The organism is Spirosoma horti (assembly GCF_054776595.1).
The window spans coordinates 285,503-300,581 of the sequence record NZ_BAAHBQ010000002.1 but is presented as its reverse complement, the minus strand read 5'-3'; the positions used below and the strand labels follow the sequence as shown (position 1 = coordinate 300,581).

Below are 15,079 nucleotides of genomic sequence, written 5' to 3'. Positions count from 1 at the left end.
AACGTTATGAAACGCAAAACATGGGTAGTAGGCGCTCTAGTGGTGGCGATGGCAGGTTTATCGTCCTGTGCGTCAACGGAGCGGCTGATTTACGGCAACAATGAAAATAGCCGGGAAGACATTGTTCAGCGGGATTCGCGAAGTAACCAGAATTCAAGAGCACGTAGAAGCTACGATAATGATGAAGGCGGTATCTTCAGCCGCCGGAACAGAGATCGGGATGATGACGACCGCATGAGCCGGAATGACTCACGTGGCTCACAGGAAAACAGTTCGTACCGGAATCCGTACCGGTCGGATGATCGCATGGGCTACCGCAGTGATAACGCAGACCGCCCAAACCGCATGTCTGGTGGCGATTCGTACAACAATCCATACAGCAGCCGCTCGTATGATCGGCAGGACTCGTACAATGACCGGGATCGCGATTATGACGATCGTTCGTCGAACAGACGTGACTCGTACAACGATCGCTACGATGACCGCTCATCCAACAGACGGGATTCGTATAATGATCGGAATGATGACAGACGTAATTCATACAGTGATCGGTACGATGACAGTCGTAATTCGTATGATGACCGCTCATCGAACGACCGTTACGATAGCCGCAATTCCCGCGATTCGTACAACAGCCGTTCGGATAATTACCGGAATGACGACCGCAATTATGACCGTCGGAACAATGATCGTTACTCATCGAATGATCGGAATGATAACCGTCGAGATGACGACCGCATGCGGGATAACCGCGATAACGATCGCCGGAATTCTGATAACCGCGACAACGACCGGGATAACCGGAACATGAACGACGACCGTCGGAATGATAATCGGGACAATCGCCAGAATGACGACCGTAATGATAACCGGAACAGCCGTCAGGACAACTACCGCTCTGACGACCGCAATTCCAACTCATCTGACGACCGCGACAGCCGCCGGAATTCCGATAACCGCGACAATCAAAACAACGGTGATAACCGCGACAGCCGGATGAACGACCGGGACAACAACCGCAACAATGGTCAATCCAATGACCAGAGTTCGGATCGGGACAGGCGTGATTTGACCGACCGGATTTCGGAGCAGATGGATAAAGTTGATAAGCAACTTGACGATGCGAAAGCCGAGGTTAAAAACGAAAGCAAGAGAGAGCGTCGGAAGCGCGAAGATCGTGTAAAAGACCTCGAAGACAAGCGTCGTCAATTAGCTGATTCGTACTATAAAGTTCAACGGTCGAGCGCTGATGATTTCGACAAAGTGAAGAAAGAAACGTCTAAAATTATCGACGACATGGGCAAGGATCTTGACAAAGCCGCCGAGAAATTAGAGAAAAATAAGTAATTCATTGAGGTTGTACAGGAAGGGCTGGTCCAGTGGATCAGCCCTTTTTTGTTGAGCCAACAGAACGATAAAGCACATACCACGCCACCGACCTATATTTGCGATATGGCACTAATTAAATCTGTTCGGGGAAACCACCCCCAATTCGGCGATAACTGCTGGTATGCCGACAACGCTACCATTGTTGGCGAGGTAATCATGGGGCGCGACTGTACAGTCTGGTTCAACGCGGTTATTCGGGGAGATGTCAACAGCATTACCATTGGCGACCGAACCAATATCCAGGATGGGGCTGTGATTCACTGCACCTACCAACGACACAAAACCGTTATTGGCAACAGTGTATCGATTGCCCACAACGCTGTTGTTCATGGCTGCACCGTGGAAGATAACGTACTGATTGGCATGGGTGCCATTGTTATGGACGGGGCGGTTATTGGTACGGGCAGCATCATTGCCGCCGGAGCCATTGTGACTCAGAACACGATTGTTCCGCCCGGCTCTATTTATGCGGGCAACCCGGCCCGATTTCTGAAAGCCGTTTCGCCCGAACAGGCTGAAATTTTCAGTAGAACGGCCAACAACTATGTCATGTACGCAGGCTGGTTCAAGGAATAGCATATGGACGATTTCCTCATCTACCTCCGCCTGGGCTTCGACCACATTACCGACCCCAGTGGTTACGACCATATTCTGTTCGTTGTCGCCCTGTGTGCCGTTTACACCATCCGGCAATGGCGTCAGGTGCTCATATTGGTTACAGCTTTTACCATTGGCCATTCCATTACGCTGGCGCTGGCGACGCTCCAGCTCATTCATTATAAAACGGCCCTGATCGAGTTACTCATCCCAATTACCATTCTGATTACCGCTATCATTAATTTTTCCTTTCAGGAGCCCAGATCGAGATCGTCAATCACACCGCCAACATACCGCTCCGGGCGATACATTCTCGCGTTAGTATTTGGCCTGATTCACGGTATGGGCTTTTCCAACTATTTACGGAGCCTGCTCGGCCGCGAAGCTGATATTATTAAACCACTGCTTGCGTTTAATATCGGCCTCGAATTAGGCCAATTGGTTATCGTAAGCCTTATTCTTGGGCTGGCCTTTGTGATGATCGACCTGTTACAACGAAGTCGCCTACGCTGGACACTCGTCGTATCAGGCCTTGTGGCGGGGATGGCATTATCGCTTATTATCAATAATGAGTATTTAAGTGAGTTGATGAAGTGAAACAGGAACCTAACTGTATCTCCGTTCATCATATTGAAAAACGGCACAATCTCTTTTTTTCGTACTTTTACCCCTCTTATCAACAACTACAATCTAACTTATGCAAAAGATAGTTTTGCTGGTGGCGAGTTTGGCCATTCCGCTAGGATTGGTGCAGGCGCAAGCCCCAACACAGCATGCTAACACACGCTTTGAGCAGCTCGGCCCCATTTTGCCGACGCCGAACACTTTCCGAACGGCTTCGGGTGCCCCCGGAAAAGATTATTTCCAGAACCGCGCTGATTATGATATAAAAGCTACTCTCGACGATACGAGCCAGAAACTAACCGCTTCTGAAACAATCACGTACCATAACAATTCGACGGATGCGCTGCCCTATGTGTGGCTCCAGCTAGATCAGAACCTGTTCAAGCCCGATGCGACTGGCAACATCGCAAAGACGAGCAGCATCAACGCTGACCGGGGTGCTTCCATGCGGCAGATCGATCCTAGTTCGGCTGTTGCGGGAAAGGATTACGGATACAAAATCACATCGGTACGTGATCAGGCCGGGAAAGCGATCAAGTATACGATCAACCAGACGATGATGCGCGTCGATCTGCCCCAGGCCGTTGCGCCCGGCAAAACCGTTACGTTTTCGGTCGACTGGAATTTCAAGATCATCGACGCCAAAAACGTAGGTGGCCGGTCGGGTTACGAGTTCTTCCCAAAAGATGGTAATTACATTTACGAGATGGCACAATGGTTCCCACGCCTATGTGCCTATAGCGATGTATACGGCTGGCAGAACAAGCAGTTTCTGGGCCAGGGTGAGTTCACGCTCATTTTCGGCAACTACAAAGTAGCCATTACGGCGCCAAACGACCACGTGGTCGGCGCAACGGGCGAGCTACAAAACCCGGCTCAGGTATTGACCGCTACCCAGCAGAAACGTTGGAACGACGCAAAAGGGAAAGGTGATAAACCAGGTGAAAACCCAACGCTCATTGTAACGCAGACCGAAGCCGAAGCCGCCGAAAAGGGCAAACCAACAGGCACCAAAACGTGGGTCTACAAAGCCGATAACGTTCGTGATTTTGCGTTCGCCAGTAGCCGCAAATTCATCTGGGATGCGCTTCAGCCGACTATAGAAGGCAAGCGAGTTTGGGCCATGTCGCTTTATCCGAAAGAAGCCAACCCACTTTGGGGGCAGTATTCAACCCGTCTTATTGCGCACACGCTCCGGTCTTACTCCCGCCGGACAGTTGCTTATCCATATCCGGCCGCCTACTCGGTACATGGTCCCGTTGGTGGTATGGAGTATCCAATGATGAGCTTCAACGGAGCCCGTCCTGAAGCGGACGGTACGTATTCGGTAGGCACAAAGAACTTTCTGATTTCGGTCGTTATCCACGAAGTGGGTCATAACTTCTTTCCCATGATCGTCAACTCCGACGAACGCCAGTGGTCGTGGATGGACGAAGGGCTGAACAGCTTCCTCGAAGGATTGGCCTGTCTGGAGTGGGATGCTAATTTCCCGGCTCACGGCATTGATCCACAATATATTGTGCCCTACATGCAGCTGGATTCGACCCAGCAGGTGCCCATTATGAGCAGTTCGGATAATATTTTACCGAACACATTTGGCCCAAATGCATATACCAAACCGGCAACAGCCCTCAACATTCTTCGCGAGACGGTAATGGGCCGCGAGTTGTTCGATTATGCCTTTAAAGAATACGCTCGTCGGTGGGCGTTCAAATCACCCGAACCAGCTGATTTCTTCCGGACACTGGAAGATGCCTCAGGCGTTGACCTGGACTGGTTCTGGAAAGGCTGGTTCTACGGTGTGCAGCCGGTTGATCAGGCGCTGGTGAAAGTTGACTGGTTCCAGCCAAACTCACAAAACCCTGAAATCACTAAAGCAGAAGCCCGAAAAGCAGCTCAGCAACGCCTGAACACGATCAGCAAACAACGGGACGCCTTAAGCAAAGATGAGACGGTGGTGGCGCAGGATAGCACGATGAAAGACTTTTACAATCGCTATGACCCATACGCCGTTACGGACGAAGACCGTAAAAAATACCAGGACTACTTGGCTACACTGTCGGCCGAAGAGCGCTTGCTGGCCGAAGCCGGTACCAATTTTTACACCCTATCCCTAAAAAACAGCGGTGGTCTGCCCATGCCTGTTATTGTCCGGATGGAATTTGAGGACGGTACCGATTCGGTAGCCCGTTTCCCGGCCGAAATCTGGCGTTTTAACGATGTAGCGATCAAGAAAGTAATTGCGACGTCCAAGAAGGTCAAGCAATGGACGCTCGACCCCTACTATGAAATTGCGGATATCAATACCGAAGACAACTCGTTTCCGCGGGTTGCCCAGCCAACTCGTTTCCAGTTGTTTAAGCAACAGCAGCGGGGTGGTGGAGCTACAGGGCCGAACCCAATGCAACAACAACGGCAGCAATCGCCGGCGAAACAAGGTACTGGCCGAAACTAACGAATCTTAACTTCAATAAACTATGAGAAAACTCGTGTTAATGGCTGGCCTGACCCTTTGGTCGGCCGCTTTGATGGCACAGGCACCCGCAGCCCCTACCCAAAACGCCAACAACCGTTTTGAGCAGCTCGGCCCGATCCTGCCAACGCCGAATACCTTCCGGACAGCCTCGGGTGCTCCCGGAAAAGATTATTTCCAGAACCGCGCCGACTACGACATCAAAGTCGAACTTGACGATGCGAATCAAAAGATCATCGGTACGGAAACGGTTACGTATCACAACAATTCGACGGACGAGCTACCCTTTATCTGGCTTCAACTCGACCAGAATCTGTTTGCCAAAGGCTCAACGGGAAGTGTAACCCGGACGGGGGGCGTCAACGAAAGCGGTATGAGTTTCGCGCAATTGCAGAACCTGACCTCGGTTCGGGAGCGCAGTAGTCAGCAGGCTTCCGATAAATACGGTTACAAAATTGTGTCCGTAAAAGACGCTAAGTCGGGTACGGCGTTGAAGTACACGATCAACCAAACGATGATGCGAGTCGATCTGCCAGCGGCCATCAAGCCGGGCGGGACCTATTCGTTCAACGTTGACTGGAATTACTTTGTCACGGAATATTACGGCCGGAGCGGCATGGAGTATTTTGCTAAAGATGGCAACTACAATTATTTCATTGCACACTGGTTTCCGCGTTTGTGCGCCTACAATGACGTAAATGGCTGGCAGAACAAGCAGTTTCTGGGTCAGGGTGAGTTCACGCTCATTTTCGGCAATTATAAAGTGGCTATTACAGCTCCCGCCGATCACATTGTTGGCGCTACCGGCGAATGTCAGAACTACAAGCAGGTACTAACGGCCACGCAGCAGAAACGTCTGGCGCAGGCAGCTACATCAAAAAACCCAGTCGTTATTGTAACGCAGGACGAAGCAGAAGCTGCTCTGAAAACTAAGCCAACGGATAAAGTCGCTAAGAAAACATGGGTATTTGACGCAAAAAATGTGCGTGACTTTGCCTTTACCAGCAGCCGCCGGTTTATCTGGGACGCCATGCAGACGGATGTTTATGGCGACGGTCATAAAATATGGTCGATGTCTTACTATGCTAAAGAGGGGAATCCGCTTTGGGGCCAATATTCGACCCGCGTGGTCGAGCATACGCTGAAGTCGTACGGTAACCGGACTATCAAATATCCTTACCCGGTGGCGATCTCATGCCACGCTACAGCCGGTGGCGGTATGGAATACCCAATGATTTCGTTTAACGGGGGTCGGCCAGAGGCCGATGGGACGTATTCCGAGCAGACGAAAGCCGGAATGATTGGGGTTATCATCCACGAAGTGGGTCATAACTTCTTTCCCATGATTGTCAACTCCGATGAACGTCAGTGGACCTGGATGGACGAAGGGCTAAACACATTCTGTCAGTATCTGGCCGAAAAAGAATGGGATTATAACTTTCCCAGCCGCCGGGGCGAACCTCAGTACATTGTCGATTATATGAAGTCGGACAAATCGGTACTGTCTCCGATCATGACATCGTCCGATAACGTCATTGGTCTTGGTCCAAATGCCTATGCCAAACCCGCAACAGCTTTAAATATCCTGCGCGAGACGGTAATGGGCCGCGAGCTGTTCGATTATGCCTTTAAAGAATACGCTCGCCGGTGGGCGTTTAAATCACCTGAGCCGGCTGATTTCTTCCGAACGCTGGAAGATGCCTCAGGCGTTGATCTAGATTGGTTCTGGAAAGGCTGGTTCTACGGTGTTGAACCGGTTGATCAGGATCTGGTCGAAGTGGATTGGTTCCAGGTCGATTCGGGCAATCCGGAAGTAACAAAGGCCGCAGCCCGTGCTGAAGCGAAGCGTCGGGCCGGCACCATCAGCAAGCAGCGGGATGCCGCTACGCAGGCCGAAACGGTTGTTGCCAAGGATTCGACCATGAACGATTTTTACAACAGCTACGACCCATATGCGGTCACAGACGCGGATAAGAAGAAGTATCAGGATTATCTGGCGACCCTAAGCGCCGACGAGCGGAAAACCCTCGAAACAAACGCAGCGACTAACTTTTACACCCTGTCGTTGAAAAATAAAGGGGGGTTACCCATGCCTGTGATCATCCGCATGCAATTTGAAGACGGTACGGACTCGGTAGCCCGCTTCCCGGCCGAAATCTGGCGTTTTAACGATGTAGCGATCAAGAAAGTAATTGCTACGCCAAAGAAAGTAACCCAATGGATTCTAGACCCTTATCAGGAGATTGCTGATATAGATACGGAAAATAACGCATTCCCACGGATGGCTCAACCCACCCGCTTCCAGTTGTTCAAGCAACAGCAGCGTTTTGGTCCACAGGGCCCAAATCCAATGCAACAGCAACGGCGGGCAACCCAGCCGCCTGCTACGCAGGGTAGCGGGAAAAACTAAATATTGTATGAAGAGTGTAGCGTGTGGCAACAAGTGAGCGTACAAATATTCGCTATTCTTCATTGTTCATTCTACACTCTTCATTACATTTGCAATCCAATTCGGGATGTAGCGCAGTCCGGTAGCGTGCTTGCATGGGGTGCAAGAGGTCGTGGGTTCGAATCCCGCCTTCCCGACAACGATTAACAGCCACTTACAATTTATGTAGGTGGCTGTTCTGTTTTTAAGCCCACTAACATAACACAACTTCAAGGGGTTTGATTAACGCAGGCCGGTTGCGTGTCCTGCCCGAAATGGGAAAATGATGAGGCCAAATCCCACCTTCCTGATCCTTGTTCTTGAAGAGATGCAGGGGCTGCGTTTCTCTTTTTTTGCCCTTTCAATAGGATTCTTCTCCTCTTAACCTTCGCTCCAGGCGGCCATTGCCTCACTCTTTCCCGATAGTCAGAAATAATTTTCTATCTCTTTTATGGAATTAAGGCTGCCAGAGCATCTATCCTAAAAGAATTTAAAAAGCTGTTTTAGAAAGCGTCTTTCAATAATCTTAACAATTATTTTATGATCTATGCTCCGCCCTAACCCGTTATGAATAAGGACCCCGAACAATTTTTTTTTTGTGTGGCGGTTGAGAAACAAGGCGTTATGCTGCCTTTGCCAAAGGCAGGCATTCGGTCAAGAAGTGAGTTCTATCCAACTATATGTTGCTGGACTGCAATTAAGGCGAAACAATAGACTTTGAGAATTGTGTTGTTATTGGCAGAAAACACATATTTTTGTGGAGGTTTGAAGGCATTTCCTTTAAAAATTTAGATGCACAAACCGAAAGAGTCTAAATTTTTCACTTTTTTTACCGGGTAAACCAACTTTTAATATTTAACCCTACAGTCCAGTTCCAATGAAAACACAAACTCCTTCTCCAGCACCCGCCAAAGCAGCGGCACCAAAAAAGAAGTCAGGTGGTCTTAACCCCGCGTTAGTAATTCCGGTATTGTTGCTGATCGGTATCCTGACGTACATGTTCGTCTTCGGTGATGGCAGCCACTTCCAGGAAGGCGACAATACGAAAGAACCACTTCCAGGTGACTACTTCGGTACGGTTTATAAGGGAGGCTTTATCGTACCAATTCTATTTACCTGTTTTCTAACGGTACTGGTATTCTCGATTGAGCGTTTCATCACCATCGGCCGCGCAAACGGTTCGGGTTCTATCGATGATTTCGTCCGGAAAATCAAAGGCCAGCTTGACCGCAATGAAGTCGCTGCTGCTATTCAGGAGTGCGACCGTCAGAAAGGTTCGATCGGCAACGTTGTGAAAACAGCCTTGGTAAAGTATCAGCAGTTAGCGACCGACACCCAGTTGGACAAAGAGCAGAAACTGGTAGCCCTGCAGAAAGAAGTAGAAGAAGCAACAACGCTAGAGTTACCAATGCTGGAAAAAAACCTGACCATCATTGCTACCCTGGCTTCGGTTTCGACACTGATCGCCCTGCTAGGAACGGTACTTGGTATGATTCGCGCTTTCGCAGCTATGGGTGCTACGGGACAGCCTGACACAGGTGCACTTTCGACTGGTATCTCTGAAGCCCTTGTAAACACGGCTCTTGGTATCGGTACAGCCGCTATCGCTACGATCATGTATAGCTACTTTACGAGCCGTATTGACGTACTGACATACAACATCGACGAAATCGGCTTGAGCATTCAGCAGAACTTTGCCGCTCATTATTAAAATTTAAGAATAACTTATGCCAGCAGTTAAAGTAAAACGCGCCAGTTCCTCAGTGGACATGACCGCGATGTGCGACGTGGCGTTCCTTTTGTTGACGTTCTTTATCCTAACGGCCCAATTCCGGTCGCAGGATGCAGCCGCCATCGAAACTCCTTCGTCCATTTCCGGGATCAAAGTCCCCGATAACGATATCATGACCATTGGTCTTGGTAGAGATGGCAAAGTCTATTTCGGTATTGACAATGCACAAAACCGCATTGCTATGCTGGATAACATTGCTGCCGCCAAAGGGCTTTCTTTTTCAAACAATGAAAAGAAAGAGTTTTCGCTGATGTCGAACTTCGGTCTGCCAATTAATCAGTTGAAATCTTACCTGAACCTTCCTAAAGAACAACAGGCGAAGGTAAAACAACCTGGCATTCCAACCGATTCGACCGGCGCAGCGCCAACGAATGAATTGAAAGAATGGGTTTACAATGCCCGGAAGGCTAACAACAATCTTCGAATTGCGTTGAAAGGCGATAACCTCGCTAAATTCCCCGAGTTCAAGAATGTGTTAGCTACGCTACAAGCGCAGAATATCAACAAATTCAACCTGATTACGGGCACGGAAGCGCCCCCGGCTGGTTGGAAAGCTGATTAATTGCCTAGCGATTGCAACTATAGTTGATTTTCACCACGCGAATCTGTTAAGAAAACATGGCAGAAATTAATACCGGCGGTGGTGGTGGTAAACATGATGGTGGTAAGGTACGGTCCAAGAAAGCGTCAACCCGTGTGGATATGACGCCCATGGTCGACCTGGGATTTCTCCTGATTACCTTCTTCATTTTGGCCACTACCCTGAGCAAACCATCTTCAATGACGCTCAACGTGCCGGATAAAACAAAAACAGAGGAAACGGAGCCGATCAAGGCATCCAACGTAATGACGATCTTTCTGGGGAAAGACAATAAAGCGCATTACATTTTCGGTAAAGCCGCTAACGAAGATCCCGAAGTGAAGACCGTTGGTTATGGCTACGAATTCCGTCAGGCACTTCAGGAAAATGCCCGGAAAGTAGGTGGCGAAAAGTTTGTCGTGGTTATTAAGCCAACAAAGGAATCAACGTATAAAAATATGGTTGATGTGCTGGACGAGATGGCCATTACGAAACTTAAGCGGTACGCCCTAGTGGATGTACTGACTCCGGACGAGAAGAAACTTCTCAAAGACAAAGTAAAATTAGACGCATAACACCATGGCAGAACTAGAATCCCAGGCAACACTCGATGATATCGTGTTTGCCAACCGGAACAAAGCGTATGGTGCCTATGATCTGCGGAAGTCATACCCTAAAACTGTAACACGAGCCCTGATTATCGGTGGTATCCTGTTCACGTTAGGGGTATTGACACCAACGATTATAACCGCTCTAACTCCGGAGAAAACCGAACAGGCAATGGTAGAGGTGGACTTAATGAAGCTTCCACCACCACCCATTGACCCGAACGAGCCGCCACCACCGCCACCACCACCGGTAGAACTACCGAAAGTGAACACGGTGAAATTCCTTCCGCCCGAAGTAAAGCCGGATGAGGAAGTACCGGAAGAAACGCCACCACCGGCTGTTGAGGAATTGAAGGAAGCCGTTGCTGCCGAAAAAACGCAGGAAGGTGACCCAAATGCTGAAAACATCATTGCCGCTCCTGAAGCATCCGCTGCTCCAACCAAAGTGGAAGTTGCCGTAGAAGCTGCCCCAAAAGAAGAAGAAATCTTTACGGTGGTGGAACAGCAACCTGAGTTTAGCGGTGGCATGGCTGCTCTTGGCCAATACCTAAGCAAAAACCTGCGCTACCCGGCAGCTGCTCAACGGGCCAACGTTTCGGGTCGTGTGTTCGTTAGCTTCGTAGTTAATACGGACGGTAGTATTCAGGATGTACAGGTGCTGAAAGGTCTGGGCTTTGGCACAGATGAAGAAGCCCAACGTGTAGTAAAAGGTATGCCGAAATGGCGCCCTGGTAAACAATCAGGCCGCCCGGTTCGGGTGAAATACAACCTACCGATCAACTTCACGCTGGAATAAACCCTATGCGCGGACAAAATCGAGGTCCAGCGCGGCTAACGCTGTATATTTCAGTATTGGCTTCACTGGCATACTTGGGAGGAGGCATCGGACTGATTGCCTCCTCTCAGTCTTTTGGGGTGCTCCCAGAGCCCGGCCCGTTTCGGTATAGTATGGGAGCCTTATTGCTTATTTATGGCGCCTTTCGGGCGTACCGGGCTTATCAACGCTTTCAGGAAGATGATTAGACAACTTTTGGCTATTGCCTGTCTGGCTGGTTTAATGGGCTGCGGTAATGGGAAGCCCCCGTTAGACAATCCGTCGCGCGGAAGCATTGTGATTGCCGCCGATGAATCATTTCAGCCGCTGGTTACTCAACTGACCTCAGCTTACGCTGGAATCTATCCGAATGTTCATTTTGATGTTGTTTTTAAGCCTGAGCAGGAAGCTATCAATATGATGCTTCATGACAGTGCCCGATTAGTCTTTTCGACTCGTCCGCTAAGACCGAATGAGCGGGCCGTACTTGATAAAAGTAAGATCAAAGGGGGGACCGAAAAAATTGCGACCGACGGTGTAGCGCTCATTGTTAACAAGGCTAATACCGACAGCCTGATTACAATGACTGAATTGCAGCGCATTTTTAATGGGCAGACGAAGAACTGGAATCAATTAAAGAATGGTAACCAGAATAGCCCAATCACGCTGGTGTTCGACAACAACAATTCCAGCAATTTGGAATTTATTTTGAACACCTTCAAGATTAAAAATGTTACTAACATACGAATTTTCACGACGCGCTCAAATCGAGAAGTTATAAACTTTGTGCGCAAGAATCCATCGGCATTGGGCTTCATCGGCGTCAATTGGATTAGCGATAGCGACGAACCCCTCTCCGTAGAACTAGCGAAGGATTTGCGCGTCATGGGTGTATCGGACAAGCCGAATCCAACGAAACGTGATGACTACTTTCAACCGTTTCAGGAAGACCTAGGGATGCAGCGTTATCCCCTACGGCGGCCCGTCTATATTATAAGCCGGGAAACGCATCCTGGATTGGGTGGGGGATTAATAAACTACATCGCTAGAGATGCAGGTTCGCTAATCATTCGTAAATTGGGCCTTTGGCCCAGAATTCCTTACGATCGGATAATAAATCTAACTAAATAAGTAAGTTTTTTGGGTTTACCCGCAATTTTTTAGATTTGCTAATTCGTTTAATAGGTACTAACCAAATTCCCTAATTTCCAACTTGAATTACATGATGAACAACCAGAAGCAATCGCTGATGACCATCCTGTTCGTTGGGGCAACTATGACGGCCCCTTTAATGGCGCAGGACGTCCAGACAGCCTTGAAAGATGTAGAGGCTGAGCGATATAATAAGGCGGGGCAAACGCTAACGCAGTTGGCCACCAGCTCGCCGACGGCTGACAATCAATTTTATCTGGGCTATTATTACCTAAGAAGTGGTCAGCTGGACAAAGCAAAAGAAACTTTTCAAAAGGGTGCTACTGCCGACGCCAAGAACCAGTTGAATAATATTGGACTGGCAGGTGTGGCTTTAGCCAAAGGTGACGGAGCAACCGCGAAATCACTGATCGATAATGCCGTTGCACAAACGAAAAGCAAGAATCAGGATGTACTGATCCGGGGTGCTGAAATGTACACCTTATCAGACCAGCCAAAACAAAATGATCCTGCTGCTGCGCTAAGCTTATTGACTGTCGCTGACGAAAAGGATAAAAAGAACGAGAACGCCGAAATCGAAATGTTGATGGGCGATGCATACTTTCTGAAAAATGATGGTGGCAATGCCATCACGAAGTATGAAAATGCCTTGGCGATCAACCCAAATCTGGCCGAAGCGAATTACAAAATTGGCCGTTTATACCTGCGTGGTAAAAACTACGCCAAAGCACAGGAATTCTTTAAACTGGCGATCCAGAATGATCCTGAATTTGCGCCTACCTATCGTGCTTACGCCGATGCTTTAGCTAACTCCCGTGCGTATAAAGCAGCCGCTCAAAACTATGAACTGTATGTGCAGAAAAGTGGTACGACAGATCCTGAGCAGTTACTGGATGTAGCTCGTTACAAATTCCTTGCGCAGGACTACCAGGGAGCGGTTTCTTACCTGGATCAATTGAAAGGGAAAGTTAATAACCCAATCATTGACCGCATGTATGGATGGGCATACAGTGCTTTAGGTAAGAATGCAGAATCAGTTGAAGCGCTTAACCGGTTCATTTCAACAGCTCCACAAAAAGTGATGGCTGACGATTACAAGTATCTGGGCCGGGCAGAAGCTCAGTTAGGTACGCCAGAGGGAGATTCGCTGAGTATCGTTAACCTGGAGAAGGCAGCGCCAATGGACACAACAGAAAACTTGTATCGTGAGATTGGCAAAAAGTATTACGAAACCAAGCGCTACGATAAGGCAGCTGATTACTATGCGAAGACGATTCAAAACGATAAAAAACCACAAAATAACGATTATCTGTGGTTAGGTCTTTCTAATTATCAGTTTGCTCCACGGGTTGGCCGGGATAGTTCGGCAGCTCCTATGGACACAGCGCAGATCCGGCAGGTAAAACAGCAGTACTATCTGCGGGCTGATTCAGCATTTGCTCTGATGGCGCAAAAAATTGAAGCCGATGGCAAAAAGTATCCATTAGCTTACTACTACCGTGCAGGTGCCAATTACTATGCGTATCCAAAAGAGCAGGAAAAGGCTGCCAGCTTAGCAGGTCCATTGTACGAAAAATTCATTGAGCAGGCTTTATCGCCCGATTCAACGGACAAAACGGACTATAAGCGTTATCTGGTAACAGCCTATAAAGCATTGGCGGGTTTTGCTCTTCTGAAGAAAGACGATGCCAAAGCGAAGGAGTATTTTGATAAAGTATTGGCGATTGACCCTAATGACGAGAGCGTCAAACGGGCACTGGAAGGTCCTAAGGCGGCTCCAACCCCAACGGCTAAGCCTACTCAAAAGGCCCCCGTTAAAAAGAAAGTAGCCAGTAAATAACTGAGTTTTCAGATTTACAGTCATAAAAGCGTAGGTTTAACACCTACGCTTTTTTTGTTTCTATGGAATAAAGCGCGTGGCTTTCAGGGAATAGCGTAATTTTATCAAAGGGTATCGTAACTTTGCGAGCGCATTTTTTGACAGATCGACACTACCACGAAAACCGTATGCTTAATCTTGTACTGTTTGGCCCCCCGGGTGCCGGGAAAGGAACCCAAAGCGAGTATCTAATTAAAAAGTATAATCTCGTTCACTTGTCAACCGGTGACTTGTTGCGTTCACAGATTGCGGCTGGTACTGAACTCGGTTTACAGGCAAAACAATTAATGGATCAAGGTTTACTGGTTCCTGATAAGGTAGTTATCGGGATGATCGAAAGTAAATTACAGGAGAACAAATCGGTTGCAGCGACCGCACTGGCGGACCAATCCGCTGGAGGGTTTATTTTTGATGGCTTTCCAAGAACGGTTCCACAGGCGCAGACGCTGGATGAACTTTTGAGCCAACATAATACGAAAATAACCAAAATGATTGCGCTGGTTGTGGACAGTGAAGAACTGACACGGCGGCTTTTACTCCGGGGACAAACCTCCGGCCGACCAGATGATCAAAACGAAGAGTTGATTCGTCGTCGGGTAAAAGAATATAATGACAAAACGGCTCCAGTAGCTGACTATTACAGTCAGCAGGGGAAATTCGCAGCCATCGACGGCATTGGTGAGATCGACACTATTTTCAAGGAAATATGTCATCAAATTGATGAGTCGGATGGCGGTAAATAG

At 48.6% G+C, this 15,079-nt stretch carries 13 protein-coding genes and 1 tRNA gene; all 14 read left to right on the top strand.

What is annotated here, in order from left to right; genetic code table 11:
- Window positions 1-6: 6 nt before the first annotated feature.
- Window positions 7-1,347 (top strand): hypothetical protein, encoded by a 1,341-nt coding sequence (locus ACYVAM_RS05290; RefSeq protein WP_461064661.1) that lies wholly within the window; start codon window positions 7-9, stop codon window positions 1,345-1,347.
- Window positions 1,348-1,452: 105 nt separating this feature from the next.
- Window positions 1,453-1,965 (top strand): gamma carbonic anhydrase family protein, encoded by a 513-nt coding sequence (locus ACYVAM_RS05285; protein WP_461064659.1) that lies wholly within the window; start codon window positions 1,453-1,455, stop codon window positions 1,963-1,965.
- A 3-nt stretch (window positions 1,966-1,968) separates the two neighbouring features.
- Window positions 1,969-2,583 carry a HupE/UreJ family protein gene (locus ACYVAM_RS05280; protein ID WP_461064657.1) on the top strand — a complete coding sequence of 205 codons (615 nt, stop codon included), beginning with the start codon at window positions 1,969-1,971 and terminating at the stop codon, window positions 2,581-2,583.
- Between the two features lie 100 nt (window positions 2,584-2,683).
- Complete coding sequence (locus ACYVAM_RS05275; protein ID WP_461064655.1) at window positions 2,684-5,065, top strand: M1 family metallopeptidase; 2,382 nt, start codon at window positions 2,684-2,686, stop codon at window positions 5,063-5,065.
- Between the two features lie 22 nt (window positions 5,066-5,087).
- On the top strand, window positions 5,088-7,493 hold the full coding sequence (locus ACYVAM_RS05270) for a M1 family metallopeptidase (protein ID WP_461064653.1): 2,406 nt from the start codon (window positions 5,088-5,090) through the stop codon (window positions 7,491-7,493).
- Window positions 7,494-7,595: 102 nt separating this feature from the next.
- A tRNA-Pro gene (locus tag ACYVAM_RS05265) sits at window positions 7,596-7,669 on the top strand.
- Window positions 7,670-8,388: 719 nt separating this feature from the next.
- Window positions 8,389-9,222, top strand: a complete 834-nt coding sequence (locus ACYVAM_RS05260) for a MotA/TolQ/ExbB proton channel family protein (RefSeq protein ID WP_461064651.1) — start codon at window positions 8,389-8,391, stop codon at window positions 9,220-9,222.
- Window positions 9,223-9,238: 16 nt separating this feature from the next.
- Complete coding sequence (locus ACYVAM_RS05255; protein ID WP_460933687.1) at window positions 9,239-9,865, top strand: ExbD/TolR family protein; 627 nt, start codon at window positions 9,239-9,241, stop codon at window positions 9,863-9,865.
- Window positions 9,866-9,921: 56 nt separating this feature from the next.
- Window positions 9,922-10,458 (top strand): ExbD/TolR family protein, encoded by a 537-nt coding sequence (locus ACYVAM_RS05250; protein WP_461064649.1) that lies wholly within the window; start codon window positions 9,922-9,924, stop codon window positions 10,456-10,458.
- Between the two features lie 4 nt (window positions 10,459-10,462).
- Window positions 10,463-11,287 (top strand): energy transducer TonB, encoded by an 825-nt coding sequence (locus ACYVAM_RS05245; RefSeq protein WP_461064647.1) that lies wholly within the window; start codon window positions 10,463-10,465, stop codon window positions 11,285-11,287.
- Between the two features lie 5 nt (window positions 11,288-11,292).
- On the top strand, window positions 11,293-11,514 hold the full coding sequence (locus ACYVAM_RS05240) for a hypothetical protein (RefSeq protein ID WP_046578745.1): 222 nt from the start codon (window positions 11,293-11,295) through the stop codon (window positions 11,512-11,514).
- Window positions 11,507-12,436 carry a PstS family phosphate ABC transporter substrate-binding protein gene (locus tag ACYVAM_RS05235; RefSeq protein WP_461064645.1) on the top strand — a complete coding sequence of 310 codons (930 nt, stop codon included), beginning with the start codon at window positions 11,507-11,509 and terminating at the stop codon, window positions 12,434-12,436. Before ACYVAM_RS05240 ends, ACYVAM_RS05235 begins: the two co-directional genes overlap by 8 nt.
- A 91-nt stretch (window positions 12,437-12,527) precedes the next feature.
- Window positions 12,528-14,297, top strand: a complete 1,770-nt coding sequence (locus tag ACYVAM_RS05230; RefSeq protein ID WP_461064643.1) for a tetratricopeptide repeat protein — start codon at window positions 12,528-12,530, stop codon at window positions 14,295-14,297.
- A 167-nt stretch (window positions 14,298-14,464) separates the two neighbouring features.
- Window positions 14,465-15,079, top strand: a complete 615-nt coding sequence (locus ACYVAM_RS05225) for an adenylate kinase (protein ID WP_461064641.1) — start codon at window positions 14,465-14,467, stop codon at window positions 15,077-15,079.